Origin of the sequence: Pseudomonas sp. BO3-4, assembly GCF_034044115.1 — a bacterium.
Taxonomy (GTDB): Bacteria; Pseudomonadota; Gammaproteobacteria; order Pseudomonadales; family Pseudomonadaceae; genus Aquipseudomonas; species Aquipseudomonas alloputida.
This window is the reverse complement of sequence record NZ_CP139018.1, coordinates 2,106,338-2,121,039: the sequence shown is the minus strand read 5'-3', so window position 1 is coordinate 2,121,039 and position 14,702 is coordinate 2,106,338. Positions and strand designations below refer to the sequence as shown.

13 protein-coding genes are annotated in these 14,702 nt (G+C 64.0%); 5 read left to right on the top strand and 8 right to left on the bottom strand.

What is annotated here, in order from left to right; genetic code table 11:
- Positions 1-21: 21 nt before the first annotated feature.
- Complete coding sequence (locus tag REH59_RS09585; RefSeq protein WP_014860801.1) at positions 22-981, top strand: ribonuclease Z; 960 nt, start codon at positions 22-24, stop codon at positions 979-981.
- On the opposite strand, the gene REH59_RS09580 is transcribed toward REH59_RS09585, so the two are convergent.
- Together REH59_RS09580 and REH59_RS09575 are read right to left on the bottom strand one after the other, a co-directional pair.
- A complete protein-coding gene (locus REH59_RS09580) occupies positions 978-2,261 on the bottom strand; it encodes a Zn-dependent hydrolase (RefSeq protein WP_014860802.1) in 1,284 nt (427 codons plus the stop codon). The two genes, REH59_RS09585 and REH59_RS09580, sit on opposite strands and share 4 nt — an antisense overlap.
- A 49-nt stretch (positions 2,262-2,310) precedes the next feature.
- Positions 2,311-3,801 carry an NCS1 family nucleobase:cation symporter-1 gene (locus REH59_RS09575; RefSeq protein WP_047604814.1) on the bottom strand — a complete coding sequence of 497 codons (1,491 nt, stop codon included), beginning with the start codon at positions 3,799-3,801 and terminating at the stop codon, positions 2,311-2,313.
- Positions 3,802-4,144: 343 nt separating this feature from the next.
- Here REH59_RS09575 and hydA point away from each other — a divergent pair, with 343 nt between their 5' ends.
- The 3 genes from hydA to preA all read left to right on the top strand — a co-directional run bounded on the left by hydA (position 4,145) and on the right by preA (position 8,362).
- Positions 4,145-5,584 (top strand): dihydropyrimidinase, encoded by a 1,440-nt coding sequence (gene hydA, locus REH59_RS09570; RefSeq protein ID WP_004576981.1) that lies wholly within the window; start codon positions 4,145-4,147, stop codon positions 5,582-5,584.
- 135 nt (positions 5,585-5,719) lie between these two features.
- Entirely contained in the window at positions 5,720-7,087 is a 1,368-nt protein-coding gene (locus REH59_RS09565) for an NAD(P)-dependent oxidoreductase (RefSeq protein WP_014860805.1), read from the top strand.
- On the top strand, positions 7,088-8,362 hold the full coding sequence (gene preA, locus REH59_RS09560; RefSeq protein ID WP_014860806.1) for an NAD-dependent dihydropyrimidine dehydrogenase subunit PreA: 1,275 nt from the start codon (positions 7,088-7,090) through the stop codon (positions 8,360-8,362).
- Positions 8,363-8,542: 180 nt separating this feature from the next.
- On the opposite strand, the gene REH59_RS09555 is transcribed toward preA, so the two are convergent.
- The 5 genes from REH59_RS09555 to gnd all read right to left on the bottom strand — a co-directional run bounded on the left by REH59_RS09555 (position 8,543) and on the right by gnd (position 13,982).
- Positions 8,543-9,163 (bottom strand): TetR/AcrR family transcriptional regulator, encoded by a 621-nt coding sequence (locus REH59_RS09555; RefSeq protein WP_121784248.1) that lies wholly within the window; start codon positions 9,161-9,163, stop codon positions 8,543-8,545.
- A complete protein-coding gene (locus REH59_RS09550; RefSeq protein WP_003251273.1) occupies positions 9,163-9,519 on the bottom strand; it encodes a VOC family protein in 357 nt (118 codons plus the stop codon). The genes REH59_RS09555 and REH59_RS09550 overlap by 1 nt, the downstream gene beginning before the upstream one ends.
- A gap of 66 nt (positions 9,520-9,585) precedes the next feature.
- Positions 9,586-11,382 carry a glycoside hydrolase family 15 protein gene (locus REH59_RS09545; protein WP_014860809.1) on the bottom strand — a complete coding sequence of 599 codons (1,797 nt, stop codon included), beginning with the start codon at positions 11,380-11,382 and terminating at the stop codon, positions 9,586-9,588.
- A 114-nt stretch (positions 11,383-11,496) separates the two neighbouring features.
- A complete protein-coding gene (gene zwf / locus REH59_RS09540) occupies positions 11,497-13,002 on the bottom strand; it encodes a glucose-6-phosphate dehydrogenase (RefSeq protein ID WP_012051802.1) in 1,506 nt (501 codons plus the stop codon).
- Positions 12,999-13,982, bottom strand: coding sequence for a phosphogluconate dehydrogenase (NAD(+)-dependent, decarboxylating) (gnd, locus tag REH59_RS09535; RefSeq protein ID WP_003251278.1), 984 nt, complete (start codon positions 13,980-13,982; stop codon positions 12,999-13,001). The genes zwf and gnd overlap by 4 nt, the downstream gene beginning before the upstream one ends.
- 202 nt (positions 13,983-14,184) lie before the next feature.
- On the opposite strand from gnd, the gene REH59_RS09530 reads away from it, so the two are divergent.
- Positions 14,185-14,352, top strand: a complete 168-nt coding sequence (locus REH59_RS09530; protein WP_014860810.1) for a DUF6026 family protein — start codon at positions 14,185-14,187, stop codon at positions 14,350-14,352.
- 42 nt (positions 14,353-14,394) lie between these two features.
- On the opposite strand, the gene REH59_RS09525 is transcribed toward REH59_RS09530, so the two are convergent.
- Complete coding sequence (locus REH59_RS09525) at positions 14,395-14,652, bottom strand: PAAR domain-containing protein (RefSeq protein ID WP_014860811.1); 258 nt, start codon at positions 14,650-14,652, stop codon at positions 14,395-14,397.
- Positions 14,653-14,702: the final 50 nt, after the last annotated feature.

The following is a 14,702-nucleotide window of genomic DNA, read 5'->3' as shown; positions in this document are numbered from 1 at the left end:
GCCTGAAACAGGAGCCTGAGCATGGACCTGCTGTTCCTCGGCACCTCCGCCGGGGTGCCCACCAAGGCACGCAATGTCAGCGCCACAGCCGTGATCGAAGCCAGTGGCAGCCACTGGTATCTGGTCGATTGCGGCGAAGGCACCCAGCACCGCCTGCTGCACACCCCGCTTTCGATCCGCGACCTGCGCGCGATCTTCATCACCCACGTGCATGGTGACCATTGCTTCGGCCTGCCCGGCCTGCTGGCCAGCGCGGGCATGAGCGGGCGCACCCAGCCGCTGGAAGTGATCCTGCCCGCCGTACTGCACGATTGGGTACGCCAGGGCCTGATTGCCAGCGACACCTTCCTGCCGTTCGAGCTGCGCCTGTTGCCCTTGGAAGCGCTGATCGCATGGCGCAGCGAGACCCTGCAGGTGACCACCGTGCAACTGTCGCACCGGGTGCCCAGCGTGGGTTTCGTATTCACCGAAATCAACCCTGAGCCACGCCTGGACATCCAGCGCCTGGACGCCGAGGGCATACCGCGTGGTCCGCTGTGGGGCGAGCTGGCCAAGGGGTTGACCGTGACGTTCAATGGGCAACGGCTGAACGGCAACGACTACCTGCGCCCTTCGCGTCCGCCCCAGCGGGTGATCGTGTGCGGGGACAACGACAAACCAGCGCTGCTGGCAGCCGTCGCCAGGGGTGCGGATGTACTGGTGCACGAAGCCACCTTCACCCAGGCGGTGGTCGAACGCACCGGGGGCACGTTCGGCCACAGCACCGCCGCTGAGGTGGCACGCTTTGCCGAGGCCGCTGGCGTGCGCAACCTGGTACTGACGCATTTCAGCGCCCGCTACCAGAACGACCCACGGCGCAGCCCGCACATCGACACCGTGCGCGACGAGGCCCTCGCCCATTACAGCGGGCAGTTGACCCTGGCGCAGGACCTGCAGCGCTATCACCTTGGCCGTAACGGCCTTCTTCAGGCCAGTGCCTAGGCCGCCAGCCGCCCGCTGGCAATTGCCTCCGACGCCGCCAGCATCGCCCGCAACAACACTGCGCAGCCCGCCGCCAGGTCATCGGGCGTGGCGTTCTCGATCTCGTTATGGCTGATGCCGTTTTCGCACGGCACGAAAATCATCCCCGCCGGCCCCAGCTCGGCCAGGAAGATCGCGTCATGCCCCGCCCCACTGACGATGTCCATGTGCGGCAGGCCCAGCGCCTTGGCCGACTCACGCACGGCGTCGACACAGCCTTTGTCGAAGTAAAGCGCCGGGAAGTCTGCCGTGGGCACCAGCTCATGGCTCAGGCCATGCTTGGTACAGGTCGCCTCGATCACCCCGCGCACATCGGCAATCATCGCATTCAACTGCTCGCCCTCCAGGTGGCGGAAGTCGAGGGTCATGCGCACTTCGCCCGGGATCACGTTACGCGAGCCCGGGTACGCCTGAAGGCAACCCACCGTGCCACAAGCGTGGGGCTGGTGGGCAAGCGCCGTGCGGTTGACCGCCTCTACCACAGCGGCTGCCCCCACCAGGGCGTCCTTGCGCAGGTGCATCGGCGTAGGGCCGGCATGGGCTTCAACACCGCGCAGGGTCAGGTCGAACCACTTCTGGCCCAGCGCGCCGAGGACCACGCCGATGGTCTTGGCCTGGTCCTCAAGGATAGGACCCTGCTCGATATGCGCTTCGAAATACGCCCCCACCGGGTGCCCCGACACGGCACGCGGACCGGCGTAGCCAATGGTGTTCAACGCTTCGCCAACGCTGACACCCTGGGCATCGCGCTTGGCCAGGGTGTCTTCCAGGGTGAACTTGCCGGCGAACACCCCTGAACCCATCATGCACGGCGCAAAACGCGAACCTTCTTCGTTGGTCCACACCACCACTTCGAGCGGCGCGTCGGTTTCCACGCCCAGGTCGTTGAGGGTACGGATCACCTCCAGCCCGGCCATCACCCCGAAGCAGCCATCGAACTTGCCGCCGGTGGGCTGGGTGTCGATATGGCTGCCGGTCATCACCGGCGGCAGCTTGGGGTTACGGCCCGGACGGCGGGCGAATATGTTGCCGACAGCGTCGATGCTGACCGAGCAACCGGCCGCCTCGCACCACTGCACGAACAGATCGCGGGCCTGGCGGTCGAGGTCGGTCAAGGCCAGGCGGCAGACACCGCCCTTGGCAGTGGCGCCGAGCCGGGCCAGGTCCATCAGCGACTGCCACAGGCGGGTGCTGTCGACGTGACGGGCGTTGGTCTTCAGGATCTCTTTGACGGGGGTCACGGGCTTCTCCTTCAGGCTTCTTATTGTTTGTACGGGCCTCTTCGAGGCCTCAAGGCAAGGGTTTGACCAACCGCACCGGGTTGCGTGCCGCCAAACCGCCAAGCGCGGCGTACAGTGCACCGCCCAGCAACGAGCCGGTGAACCAGCCATAGTCGTAGAACCAGCTGAAACTGCTGTTGCCAATCGCCATTACCGTCAGCCCTACTGGCAAGGCGAAGGCGGCAAAACCGGCCCAGTTCCACGCGGGATACACGTCGTCGCGGTATAGCCCGGCCAGGTCCAGCTTCTGCCGCCGGATCAGGAAGTAGTCCACCACCATGATGCCGGCAATGGGCCCCAACAAGCTGGAATAGCCCAGCAGCCAGTTGGAATACACGCTCTCCAGGCTAAGGTCGGAGACAATCAGGCCCAGTTTCTTCAGCAGTTCATGCCCCATCAGCGCCAGGCCGATAAAGCCGGTCAGCCATACCGCGCGGCTTCGGCCGATCAGGCGTGGGGCAATGTTCTGGAAGTCATTGGTGGGCGACACGATGTTCGCCGCGGTGTTGGTCGACAGCGTGGCAATCACGATCAGCGCCATGGCCAGGGCCACCCAGAACGGGCTTTGAATCTTGCCGATCAGGGTGACCGGGTCGGACACCGTCTCGCCCACCAGCGACGCCGAAGCGGCGGTCAGCACCACACCCAGCGCAGCGAACAGGAACATGGTCAGCGGCAGGCCGAAGATCTGCCCGAGAATCTGGTCCTTCTGGCTGCGGGCGTAGCGGCTGAAGTCGGGAATGTTCAGCGACAGTGTGGCCCAGAAGCCGACCATGGCCGTAAGCCCAGCGCAGAAGTAACTGACCACGCTCGCCCCTTCTGGGCGCTTGGGCGGCTGTGCCAACAGTTCGGTCATCGACATGTGCGGCAAGGCCCAGAACAGCAGACCGACGCCCACTGCCACCAGCAGCGGTGCCGACAGCGTTTCCAGCCACTTGATCGACTCGGCGCCGCGCAGCACCACCCACAGGTTCAGGCACCAGAAGATCATGAAGCCAATCACCTCGCCTGTCCCGCCCAGCGCCTTCCAGCCGTCAAACACCGAACCCAGGAACAGGTGAATGGCCAGCCCGCCGAACATGGTCTGAATACCGAACCACCCACAGGCAACCACTGCGCGGATCAGGCACGGTACGTTGGAGCCAAGAATGCCGAACGACGAACGCAGCAGCACCGGAAACGGGATGCCGTACTTGGTACCGGGAAAGGCATTGAGGGTAAGCGGGATCAGCACGATAACGTTGGCCAGCAGGATCGCCAGCAGCGCTTCGCCAACACTGAGGCCGAAGTAGGCGGTGAGGACACCGCCGAGGGTGTAAGTGGGTACGCAGATGGACATGCCCACCCACAGGGCGGTGATGTGCCATTTGTTCCAGGTGCGCTGGTGCACCTTGGTCGGTGCTATGTCGGGGTTGTAGCGCGGGCTGTCGAGGACATCGCTGCCCTCGGACAGCTCGAACAGGCCATCTTGCTCGACCACTTCCGATCTGCTCTGTTGCATAGGCCCTTCTCCAGTTTTTCTTCTATTTTTCGCTCATCAGGCTGATTCGATGACCGGAGTTCGCACGCGGAATTGTGCTTAGAAATCTCGACCAGATTTTCATCTTGTCAAGTTAGTCAAATACCCTGAAAACCCCATCGCCCATTCGCGCGTTAATTTTTTCCTTTAAATATCAGTAACTTAAAAACCACAGATTTAATGGGAAAATTTTCTTGCTGAATCCAGAATCAGCATCTAGCCTCGAATCTTGTCAGGCCTGACAGGATTGACCGCCCTGCCCGCCCTGGCATCCATGACAATGCAAAGAACCGGCCAAGACCGGTCAGCCTGCGAGGAAAACGGCATGTCCCTGTTGATCCGTGGCGCCACCGTGGTTACCCACGAAGAGCGTTATCCCGCCGATGTCCTGTGTGCCGATGGCCTGATCCGTGCCATCGGGCAAAACCTCGAACCGCCCACCGACTGCGAGATCCTCGACGGCAGCGGCCAGTACCTGATGCCCGGCGGCATCGACCCGCACACCCACATGCAGTTGCCGTTCATGGGCACGGTGGCCAGCGAGGACTTCTTCAGCGGCACCGCTGCGGGCCTGGCTGGCGGCACCACCTCGATCATCGACTTCGTCATTCCCAACCCGCAGCAGTCGTTGCTGGAGGCCTTCCACACCTGGCGTGGCTGGGCGCAGAAAAGCGCCAGCGACTATGGCTTCCACGTCGCCATCACCTGGTGGAGCGAGCAGGTGGCCGAAGAGATGGGCGAGCTGGTGGCCAAGCACGGGGTGAACAGCTTCAAGCATTTCATGGCCTACAAAAATGCGATCATGGCCGCCGACGATACCCTGGTGGCCAGCTTCGAGCGTTGCCTGCAACTGGGCGCGGTGCCCACCGTGCATGCCGAAAACGGCGAGCTGGTGTACCACCTGCAGAAAAAACTGCTCGCCCAGGGCATGACCGGGCCGGAAGCCCACCCGCTGTCGCGCCCTTCGCAGGTTGAAGGCGAAGCGGCCAGCCGCGCCATCCGCATTGCCGAAACCCTCGGCACGCCGTTGTACCTGGTGCACATTTCCAGCCGCGAGGCACTGGATGAAATCGCCTATGCGAGAGGTAAGGGCCAGCCGGTGTATGGCGAGGTGCTGCCCGGCCACCTGCTGCTGGACGACAGTGTCTACCGTGACCCGGACTGGGCCACCGCCGCCGGTTATGTGATGAGCCCGCCGTTCCGCCCACGCGAGCACCAGGAGGCGCTGTGGCGCGGCTTGCAGTCAGGCAACCTGCACACCACCGCCACCGACCACTGCTGCTTCTGCGCCGAGCAGAAAGCCATGGGCCGCGACGACTTCAGCCGCATCCCCAACGGCACCGCCGGCATCGAAGACCGCATGGCAGTACTGTGGGATGCCGGGGTCAACAGCGGGCGTTTGTCGATGCACGAATTCGTCGCGCTGACCTCTACCAACACGGCGAAAATCTTCAACCTGTTCCCGCGCAAGGGCGCTATCCGCGTGGGTGCCGATGCCGACCTGGTGCTGTGGGACCCGCAGGGCACCCGCACCATCTCCGCCAAAACCCACCACCAGCAGGTGGACTTCAACATTTTCGAAGGCCGCACCGTGCGCGGCATCCCAAGCCACACCATCAGCCAGGGCAAGGTGCTCTGGGCCGATGGCGACCTGCGCGCCGAGCCGGGCGCGGGGCGGTATGTGGAACGGCCGGCGTACCCGTCGGTGTATGAGGTGCTGGGGCGCCGGGCCGAGCATCAGCGGCCGATGCCTGTTCAGCGCTGAAGCCATTGGGGCTGCTGTGCAGCCCATCGCGACGCAAGGCCGCTCCCACAAGGACCGCGATCGCCTGTGGGGGCGGCCCCAGAATCGACCGCAATACCTGTCGCCTGCACCAAAAAAAATAGAGAGGCTACAACCGTGACCAACGCCCTGAACCACTTGCCGCGCCCACGGGCCGGCGCCGACCAGTTGGCCGAGCGCTTCAGCGACCTGGCCCCACCCCTCACCGCGCGTCAGGCCGCCCTGGAAAGTGCACGCTGCCTGTACTGCTACGACGCCCCCTGCGTCAACGCTTGCCCCAGCGAAATTGACATCCCCTCGTTCATACACCGCATCAGTGACGAAAACCTGCAAGGCGCCGCCGAGCGCATTCTTTCGGCCAACATTCTGGGCGGTAGCTGCGCCCGCGTGTGCCCCACCGAAATCCTCTGCCAGCAAGCCTGCGTGCGCAACAATGCCCAGGAATGCGCGCCGGTGCTGATCGGCCAGTTGCAGCGTTACGCCCTGGACAACGCCCAGTTCAGCGCACACCCGTTCAAGCGCTCGGCAGCCACCGGCAAGCGAATCGCCGTGGTCGGCGCCGGCCCGGCAGGGCTGTCCTGCGCCCACCGCCTGGCCATGCACGGCCATGACGTGGTGGTGTTCGAGGCCTGCGACAAAGCCGGTGGCCTCAACGAGTACGGCATCGCCCGCTACAAGCTGGTAGACGACTATGCCCAACGTGAAGTGGATTTCTTGTTGGGCATTGGCGGTATCGAAGTCCGCCATGGCCAGCGCCTGGGTGGCAACCTCAGCCTGGGCGAACTGCGCGATCAGTACGACGCGGTGTTCCTGGGCCTCGGCCTGAATGCCGTGCGCCAGCTAGGGCTGCCCGACGAGGAAGCACCCGGCGTGCTCGCCGCCACCGAGTACATCCGTGAGCTACGCCAGGCCGATGACCTGAGCCAGCTACCGTTGGCTGACCGCTGCCTGGTGATCGGTGCTGGCAACACGGCCATCGACATGGCTGTGCAGATGAGCCGTCTGGGGGCCCGCGACGTCAACCTGGTTTACCGCCGTGGCCACGCCGACATGGGCGCTACCGGCCACGAGCAGGACATTGCCAAGGCCAACCAGGTACGCCTGCACACCTGGGCCCGCCCTGATGCCGTGCTGCTGGATGACGCCGGCAGGGTCCGCGGCATGCGCTTTGCCCGCACCGAGCTGGCGGAAGGCCGCCTGCGCGATACCGGCGAAACCTTCGAGCTGGCTGCGGACGCCATCTTCAAGGCCATTGGCCAGCGCTTTGACGATGCCAGCCTCGGCGACCCGGTGGCTGCGCAACTGGCCCGCGAGGGTGAGCGCATCCGCGTGGACGAAAACCTGCAGACCAGCCTGCCGGGCGTGTACGCAGGCGGCGACTGCACCGCGCTGGGGCAGGACCTTACCGTGCAGGCCGTGCAACACGGCAAGCTGGCCGCCGAAGCCATCCATGCCCAACTCATGCTCAACGTGGAGGCAGCGTAAATGGCCGACTTGTCTATCGTATTTGCCGGCATCAAGGCACCCAACCCCTTCTGGCTGGCCTCAGCACCGCCAACCGACAAGGCCTACAACGTGGTCCGCGCCTTCGAGGCCGGCTGGGGCGGCGTGGTTTGGAAGACCCTGGGCGAAGACCCTGCGGCGGTCAACGTGTCGTCGCGCTACTCGGCGCACTATGGCCCCAACCGTCAGGTACAGGGGATCAACAATATCGAGTTGATCACCGACCGCTCACTGGACATCAACCTGCGTGAAATTACCCAGGTGAAGAAGGACTGGCCCGACCGCGCATTGATCGTCTCGCTGATGGTGCCGTGCATAGAGGAGTCGTGGAAGTTCATCCTGCCGCTGGTGGAAGCCACCGGTGCCGATGGCATCGAGCTGAACTTCGGTTGCCCGCACGGTATGCCGGAACGCGGCATGGGGGCGGCCGTCGGCCAGGTGCCGGAATATGTGGAAATGGTCACCCGCTGGTGCAAGACCTACTGCTCGCTGCCGGTGATCGTGAAGCTTACGCCGAACATCACCGATATCCGCCAGTCGGCCCGCGCCGCGCACCGGGGCGGGGCCGATGCGGTGTCGTTGATCAACACCATCAACTCCATCACCAGCGTCGACCTGGACCGCATGGTGGCCCACCCGATTGTCGGAGACCAGAGCACCCATGGCGGTTACTGCGGTTCGGCAGTGAAGCCGATCGCCTTGAACATGGTGGCGGAAATCGCCCGCGACCCGGAAACGCGGGGCTTGCCGATTTGTGGCATTGGCGGCATCGGCAACTGGCGTGACGCCGCCGAGTTCATGGCCCTGGGCAGTGGCGCCGTGCAGGTGTGCACGGCGGCGATGCTGCATGGCTTCCGTATCGTCGAGGACATGCAGGACGGCCTGGCACGCTGGATGGACCAGCATGGGCATTCCACTGTCGAAGCGTTCCGCGGGCAGGCGGTGGGGCATACCACCGACTGGAAATACCTGGACATCAACTACAAGTCGGTCGCGCACATTGACCAGGAGGCGTGCATTGGCTGCGGGCGCTGCCACATTGCGTGCGAGGACACCTCGCACCAGGCGATTGCCAGCACGCTGAAGGCTGACGGCACGCATGCCTACAGTGTGATCGAAGAGGAATGCGTAGGCTGCAACCTGTGCCAGATCACCTGCCCAGTGGAAAACTGCATCGAAATGGAGGCGCAGGACACCGGCAAGCCGTACCTGAACTGGACGCAGGATCCGCGTAACCCCTACCGTGAGGCCAGTTGAAGCGGGTCACCGCCTGAACAGCTGACGCGGCCCCTGTGGGAGCGGCCTTGTGTCGCGATTGGGCCGCACAGCGGCCCCAGCAGTTTTTGCCGCGATACAGACATCGAGGGGCCGCTTCGCGGCCCAATCGCGACACAAGGCCGCTCCCACAAAAAGACCACGTCCACCTGGAATGCCGGATCACGGCTCCAGCCCTATTCCCCGCAAGATCACGCTGGTCACCGTCTGCACCGCATTCTCGAAGGCCATGTCAGACAGCGCCTCGCCGCCGTTGAGCAACTGAACCTGGTAACCAAAGTCAGCATAGTGCTGGGTAGACGCCCAGATCATGTACAGCAACGCCGAAGGCTCTACCGGCAGAATACGCCCCTCTTCCACCCAGCAGCGGATCTTGGCTTCTTTCATCTTCGCCCAGGGCACCAGGCTTTCGTCGAGGTTAACCCCCAGCACCGGCGCCCCGTGCAGCATCTCTTCGGCCCAGATCTTCGAGCCCAGCGGCCGCGAACGCGAATGGCCCATCTTCGCCCGGATGTAGCTGGTCAGCACCACACGCGGGTCGTCGAAGTTCTCGAAGCACAGGGCGTCCTGCTTCCATACATCCAGCAGGTCCTGCAGCACCGCGCGGAACAGCTCGTCCTTGGTGCTGAAGTAATAATGCAGGTTGGAGCGTGGCAGCTCAGCCTGCTCGGCGATATCGCCCATGGAGGTGGCGCCGTAGCCCTTCTCTGCAAACACCTTTTCCGCCGCTTGCAGGATTTTTTCGATATTGCGTCGGCGGATTTCGATCTTGTGATTGGCCATCAGGCTTGCGCCGTCCACACCGCCAGCTCATAACCGTCCGGGTCGATGAAATGAAAGCGCCGCCCGCCGGGGAAGGCAAAGGTCGCCCGGCTGATTTTCGCCCCGGCAGCTTCGATCCGTTGCTGCGTGGCCTCCAGGTCGTCAGCGTACAGGATGACCAGCGGCCCGCCCGGGCGCACCGGCTCACCCGTGGTGAAGCCACCCGTCAACCGGCCATCGCTGAACTCGGTGTAGGTCGGCCCGTAGTCGGTGAACGCCCAGCCGAATACACTGCCATAGAAGGCCTTGCTCCGTGAGATGTCGCTGACATTGAACTCGATGTTGTCGATCTGCCGGTCAGTACCGCGAATGCCCATGTATGCTCCGTGCCGAAAGGGTTTGGCCTAGTCTACTCCGGTCAAGGCAGTCGCCCTACTCATTCGCTACCCACAACGCGCCCGGTCGCGCGCCGGGCACTGTGCGCGGTGCAGATTCAGCGCGGTGTTGATGATGCCTATCTGGCTGAAGGCCTGGGGGAAGTTGCCGAGCATGCGCTGGCCGGCCGGGTCGTACTGTTCGGCCAGCAGGCCGAGGTCGTTGCACAGGCCGGTCAGGTGTTGGTACAGCGCTTCGGCTTTGCCCTGGCGCCCCAGCAATACATAAACGTCAGCCAGCCAGAACGAACACACCAGGAAGGTGCCCTCTCCCGGCGTCAGGCCGTCGCTGCAGCTGTCACTGTCATAGCGCAGCAGCAGGCCGTTCTTCATCAGACGCTGTTCGATCTGTTCGAGGGTGCGCATGAAGCGTGGGTCATCCGCCGGCAGGAAGCCGGTCAGGGCGATCTGCAACAGGCTGGCGTCCATTTCGGTCGAACCATAGGCCTGGACGAAGAACCGGCCGCTGGGGTCCAGGCCGTGCTCGCACACGTCGCGGTGAATTTCGTCCGCCACCTGGCGATAATGCTGCCCGCGCTCGCGGCCTTCTTCTGTGGTGTCGGCCAGCCCTGCGGCGCGGTCGAAGGCGACCCAGGCCATCACCTTGGAGTGCACGAACTGCTGCCGGCCGCCACGCACTTCCCAGATGCCCTCGTCCGGCTCGCGCCAGATGCGTTCGACATAAGGCAATATCAGGCGCGAAATGGCGGCGCTGCGCGGGTGACGGGGCAACCCGCCCCTGATCGCCTGAGTCATCGCATCGGCCAGTTCGCCATAGATGTCCAGTTGTGTCTGCGCCGAGGCGGCGTTGCCCACCCGCACCGGCTGTGAATGTTCATAACCGGCCAACCACGGCAAGGTGTACTCCTGCAGGTCACGCTCGCCAGCCAGGCCATACATGATCTGCATCTGCTCGGGGTTGCCAGCCACCGAGCGCAGCAGCCACTCGCGCCAGGCCTGGGCCTCGTCGAAGTAACCAAGGTTCATGAAGGCCAGCAGGGTCATGGTCGCGTCGCGCAGCCAACAGAAGCGGTAGTCCCAATTGCGCTCGCCACCCACACGCTCAGGCAACGACGTGGTGACGGCAGCGACAATACCGCCGGTGGGGGCGTAGGTCATGGCCTTGAGGGTGAGCAGCGAACGACGCACCAGGACGGTATATGGCCCTACCTGCGGGCAGCGGTCGGCGAAGGCCTGCCATTGCTCGCAGGTGTTTGCCAGGGCATGGTCGATGTTGCAGTCAGGCTGCACCGGCAAGTGCGAGGGCTGGTGACGCAGGCTGAAGACCTGGCGCTGGCCCGTGCTGACGCGAAAGCGGCAGCCGGTATGATGGTCGCGGGCTTGCGGGGGCACGGTGCTGCACAGGATCAACCGGTCAGGGCCGGCGACGGCACTGAGGGTCAGTGGGTCGAGCCGTTCCACCCAGGGCACGCTGCGGCCGTAGTCGAAGCGCATGACCAGGTCCATTTCGAAATGGGTTTCGCCAGACAAGCCTTCGACGATGCGCACCACCGAATTGACTTCGCCCAGGGGCATGAAGTCGAGCACCCGGGCACGACCGCTGGCGGTGACCCAGGTGGTTTCCAGCACCAGGGTGTCGCCCAGGTATTGGCGGCTGCTGTGCGTTACCGGGTCGCAAGGGGCCAGGCGCCAGCGGCCATTTTCTTCGTTGCCCAGCAGGGCCGCGAACACGGCGGGGGCGTCGAAGCGTGGCAGGCACAGCCAGTCCAGCGCGCCATCGCGACTGACCAGCGCCGCACTGCGGCAGTTGCCCAGCAGGGCGTAGTCTTCGATGTGGGCAGGCATTGAGTCTCCTTTGTGTGGTTGCCTGTGCTGCCCGCTTCGCAGGTGCCTGAGGGAATGGAATTCCCTGTAGGCGCGGGCTTGCCCGCGAAAGGGCCGGCACAGGCTTGAAACCTCTCACCCCAACCGGTGCCACTCCCGCTTGTCGCGGGTCAGCAATTCATTGCCGGCCTCAGGCCCATCTTCGCCAGCCGAGTACTCATGCACTTCGCCGCCCTGGGCCCAGGCATCGAGAAACGGCTGCACCGCTCGCCAGCCGTTTTCGATGTTGTCAGCCCGCTGGAACAGGGTCTGGTCACCGGTCAGGCAGTCATAGATCAGCGTCTCGTAGCCAGTGGCCGGGGTCATCTTGAAGAAGTCCTTGTAGGCAAAACCCAACTCGACATTCTCCATCACCAGCTCTGGCCCGGGCCGTTTGGCTTGCAGGTCGAACCACATGCCTTCATTGGGCTGGATCTGGATTTTCAGGTAGTTGGGCTTGGGCCGTTCCAGCTCCGACTCGCGAAACTGCGCATACGGTGCGGGCTTGAAGCAGATGGCAATCTCGGTGTCACGCACGCTCATGCGCTTGCCGGTGCGCAGGTAAAATGGCACGCCGGCCCAGCGCCAGTTGTCGATCATCACCTTCAGCGCCACGTAGGTCTCGGTCTGGCTATCCGGCGCGACGTTGGCCTCCTGCCGGTAGCCTGGCAACGGCTTGCGCCCCTGCTTGCCAGCGCTGTACTGGCCACGCACGGAATTCTTCAGGGCCATTTTTGCCGACCATGGGCGAATAGCGCCGACCACCTTGGCCTTTTCACCGCGCACCGCATCGGCGCCGAACGCGGCCGGCGGCTCCATGGCCACCATCGCCAGCAACTGGAACAGGTGGTTGGGCACCATGTCGCGCAGGGCGCCGGTGCTGTCATAGAACGCACCCCGGGTCTCGACACCGACGGTTTCCGCTGCGGTGATCTGCACGTGGTCGATGTAGTGATTGTTCCAGAACGATTCGAACAGGCCGTTGGAAAAGCGGCTGACCAGAATATTCTGCACCGTCTCTTTGCCCAGGTAATGGTCGATGCGGTAGATCTGCCGCTCGCCCATCACCTTCAGCAGGCAGGCGTTGAGCGCCTCGGCGCTGGCCAGGTCGGTGCCGAACGGTTTTTCAACCACCACCCGGCGAAAGCCGCCGGCAGACTCGTCCAGCAAGCCGGCCTGCCCCAGGCGCTGCGCCACCTCGGGGAAGAAGCGCGGCGACGTGGCCAGATAGAAAATGGCATTGCCGTGGCGAGTCTTGTCGATGCGCCTGGCCAGGGCCTGGTAGGTAGCCGGATCGAGAAAGTCGCCCGTCTGATAATCCAGGCGCTTGGCCAGGCGGGCCCATAGTTTCTCGTCCAGGCACTTGGCGCTGCCCTCGCTTCCTTTGTCACGCTCGACCATGAACGCGTGCAGGCGCGCGGCGAAGTCCTCGGCGCTGGCCGGGTTATGGTCAACGCCGACGATGCGCAGGTTACGGTCCAGCAAACCGTCGCGGCTGAGGTTGTACAGCGCGGGCATCAGCAGGCGCTTGACCAGGTCGCCATTGGCGCCGAACAGGAACAGGGTACAAGGGGGGGCGGCCGCAAGGGTCTGTTTAGTCATTCGCCTTTCTTCTCGACGTGGCCACCGAAGCCCAGGCGCATGGCCGAGAGGATCTTGTCACCGTAGGTGCCCTGTTGCTGGCGCGAGCGGAAGCGCGCGAACAGTGCGCTGGACAACACCGGCACCGGCACCGCCTGCTCGACGGCGGCGTCGATGGTCCAGCGGCCTTCGCCACTGTCGGACACCGAGCCACTGAATTGCGACAGCTGAGGGTCGGCCACCAGCGCATCGGCGGTAAGGTCGAGCAGCCACGAGGTCACCACGCTGCCGCGTCGCCACACTTCGGCAATTTCGGCCACGTTCAGGTCGAAGCGCTGGTCTTCGGGCAGCTCGTTGCCGCCCTTGCTGCGCAGCAGGTCGAAGCCTTCGGCATAGGCCTGCATCAGGCCGTACTCGATGCCGTTATGCACCATTTTCACGTAGTGCCCGGCGCCGGGTGGGCCAGCGTGGATGTAGCCGTGCTCGGCACGCTGGTGCTCGCCGCTGCGGCCATGGGTACGCGGGATGTCGCCCACGCCCGGCGCCAGCGCCTTGAACAGCGGCTCGAGGCGCTCGAACACGTCCTTTTCGCCGCCGATCATCATGCAGTAGCCGCGGTCCAGGCCCCACACGCCGCCGGAAGTCCCGACGTCCAGATAATGCAGGCCGCGCTTGGCCAGTTCGGCGGCGCGGCGCATGTCGTCCTTGTAGAAGGTGTTGCCACCGTCGATGATCGCATCGCCCGGTTCCAGCAATTCGGCCAGCTGGGCGATAGTCTGCTCGGTGGCGTCGCCAGCCGGCAGCATCACCCAGACCGCGCGCGGCGCTTTCAGCTTTTGCACCAGTGCACCGAGGTCATGCGCGCCCTGGGCGCCTTCGCCCTCCAGGCCGGTGATGGCTTCACGGTTGCGGTCGTGCACCACGGTGCGGTGACCGGCGCGCATCAGGCGCCTTGCGATATTGCCGCCCATACGGCCCAGCCCGATGATTCCCAGTTGCATGAGCCAATGCTCCCTTTTCGAAATGGATGACGACAGTCCAGCTTTTCAGATTAGTCCAGCATGCCGCCCGAGGGTTCAGCGACGAACGGCAAGACCACAATAAACAAAAAAGTTCCCAAGCCCGGTGAAAGAATTCAGAATGCGCCCCGCGTGAAGCGTCTACGCTTTGACTTGTCACCAGCCAAAACCGCGAGGTGTGCTCATGGGTACATTGATGCCAGCAACCCCACCCCAGACCCTCTATGTCTCCGTGCGCCGTGATGAGCTGCGTAAACTGAAGGACGAACGTGACCAGCTGCGTCAGCAGGTTGCCCAGTTGAACCTGCTGTTGGCGCAAGCGCGCACCGATGGCAAGGCCGTCAGTCTCTGATCTTGCCCCTTCCCTGTGGGGGCTGAACCGCTCCCACTTCGCTTAATCGAGCAACCAACTGTTATCGCCATTTTCCAGGACGCCGCCATGACTGGTAGCATCGCCAACCCTGGCAAGCGGCTGCCCTTCATCCAGCATCAGTGCCGAGCCGCTGATGATCGCCGCCCCACACCCGAGCCTGTCGCCAACCCTGGCGGCCGCCCTGCCGTTGACGAAGAACAGGCTGGAGCCGCTGCTGACGCTGGTGGGGCCGCACAATGGGCAATGGTGAGGGTGACCAAGCAGAACGATGGCAGGCATTGTCGCCACTCCCGAATCATGTAAAGCGCCACGCACTCATGCCGGCAGCG

Excerpts from the sequence above, each read along its gene's own strand:
- REH59_RS09585 (WP_014860801.1), top strand. The coding sequence starts at position 22 with ATGGACCTGCTGTTCCTCGGCACCTCCGCCGGGGTGCCCACCAAGGCA.
- REH59_RS09575 (WP_047604814.1), bottom strand. The coding sequence starts at position 3,801 with ATGCAACAGAGCAGATCGGAAGTGGTCGAGCAAGATGGCCTGTTCGAG.
- hydA (WP_004576981.1), top strand. The coding sequence starts at position 4,145 with ATGTCCCTGTTGATCCGTGGCGCCACCGTGGTTACCCACGAAGAGCGT.
- preA (WP_014860806.1), top strand. The coding sequence starts at position 7,088 with ATGGCCGACTTGTCTATCGTATTTGCCGGCATCAAGGCACCCAACCCC.
- REH59_RS09555 (WP_121784248.1), bottom strand. The coding sequence starts at position 9,163 with ATGGCCAATCACAAGATCGAAATCCGCCGACGCAATATCGAAAAAATC.
- REH59_RS09550 (WP_003251273.1), bottom strand. The coding sequence starts at position 9,519 with ATGGGCATTCGCGGTACTGACCGGCAGATCGACAACATCGAGTTCAAT.
- REH59_RS09545 (WP_014860809.1), bottom strand. The coding sequence starts at position 11,382 with ATGCCTGCCCACATCGAAGACTACGCCCTGCTGGGCAACTGCCGCAGT.
- zwf (WP_012051802.1), bottom strand. The coding sequence starts at position 13,002 with ATGACTAAACAGACCCTTGCGGCCGCCCCCCCTTGTACCCTGTTCCTG.
- gnd (WP_003251278.1), bottom strand. The coding sequence starts at position 13,982 with ATGCAACTGGGAATCATCGGGCTGGGCCGTATGGGCGGCAATATCGCA.
- REH59_RS09530 (WP_014860810.1), top strand. The coding sequence starts at position 14,185 with ATGGGTACATTGATGCCAGCAACCCCACCCCAGACCCTCTATGTCTCC.
- REH59_RS09525 (WP_014860811.1), bottom strand. The coding sequence starts at position 14,652 with ATGCCTGCCATCGTTCTGCTTGGTCACCCTCACCATTGCCCATTGTGC.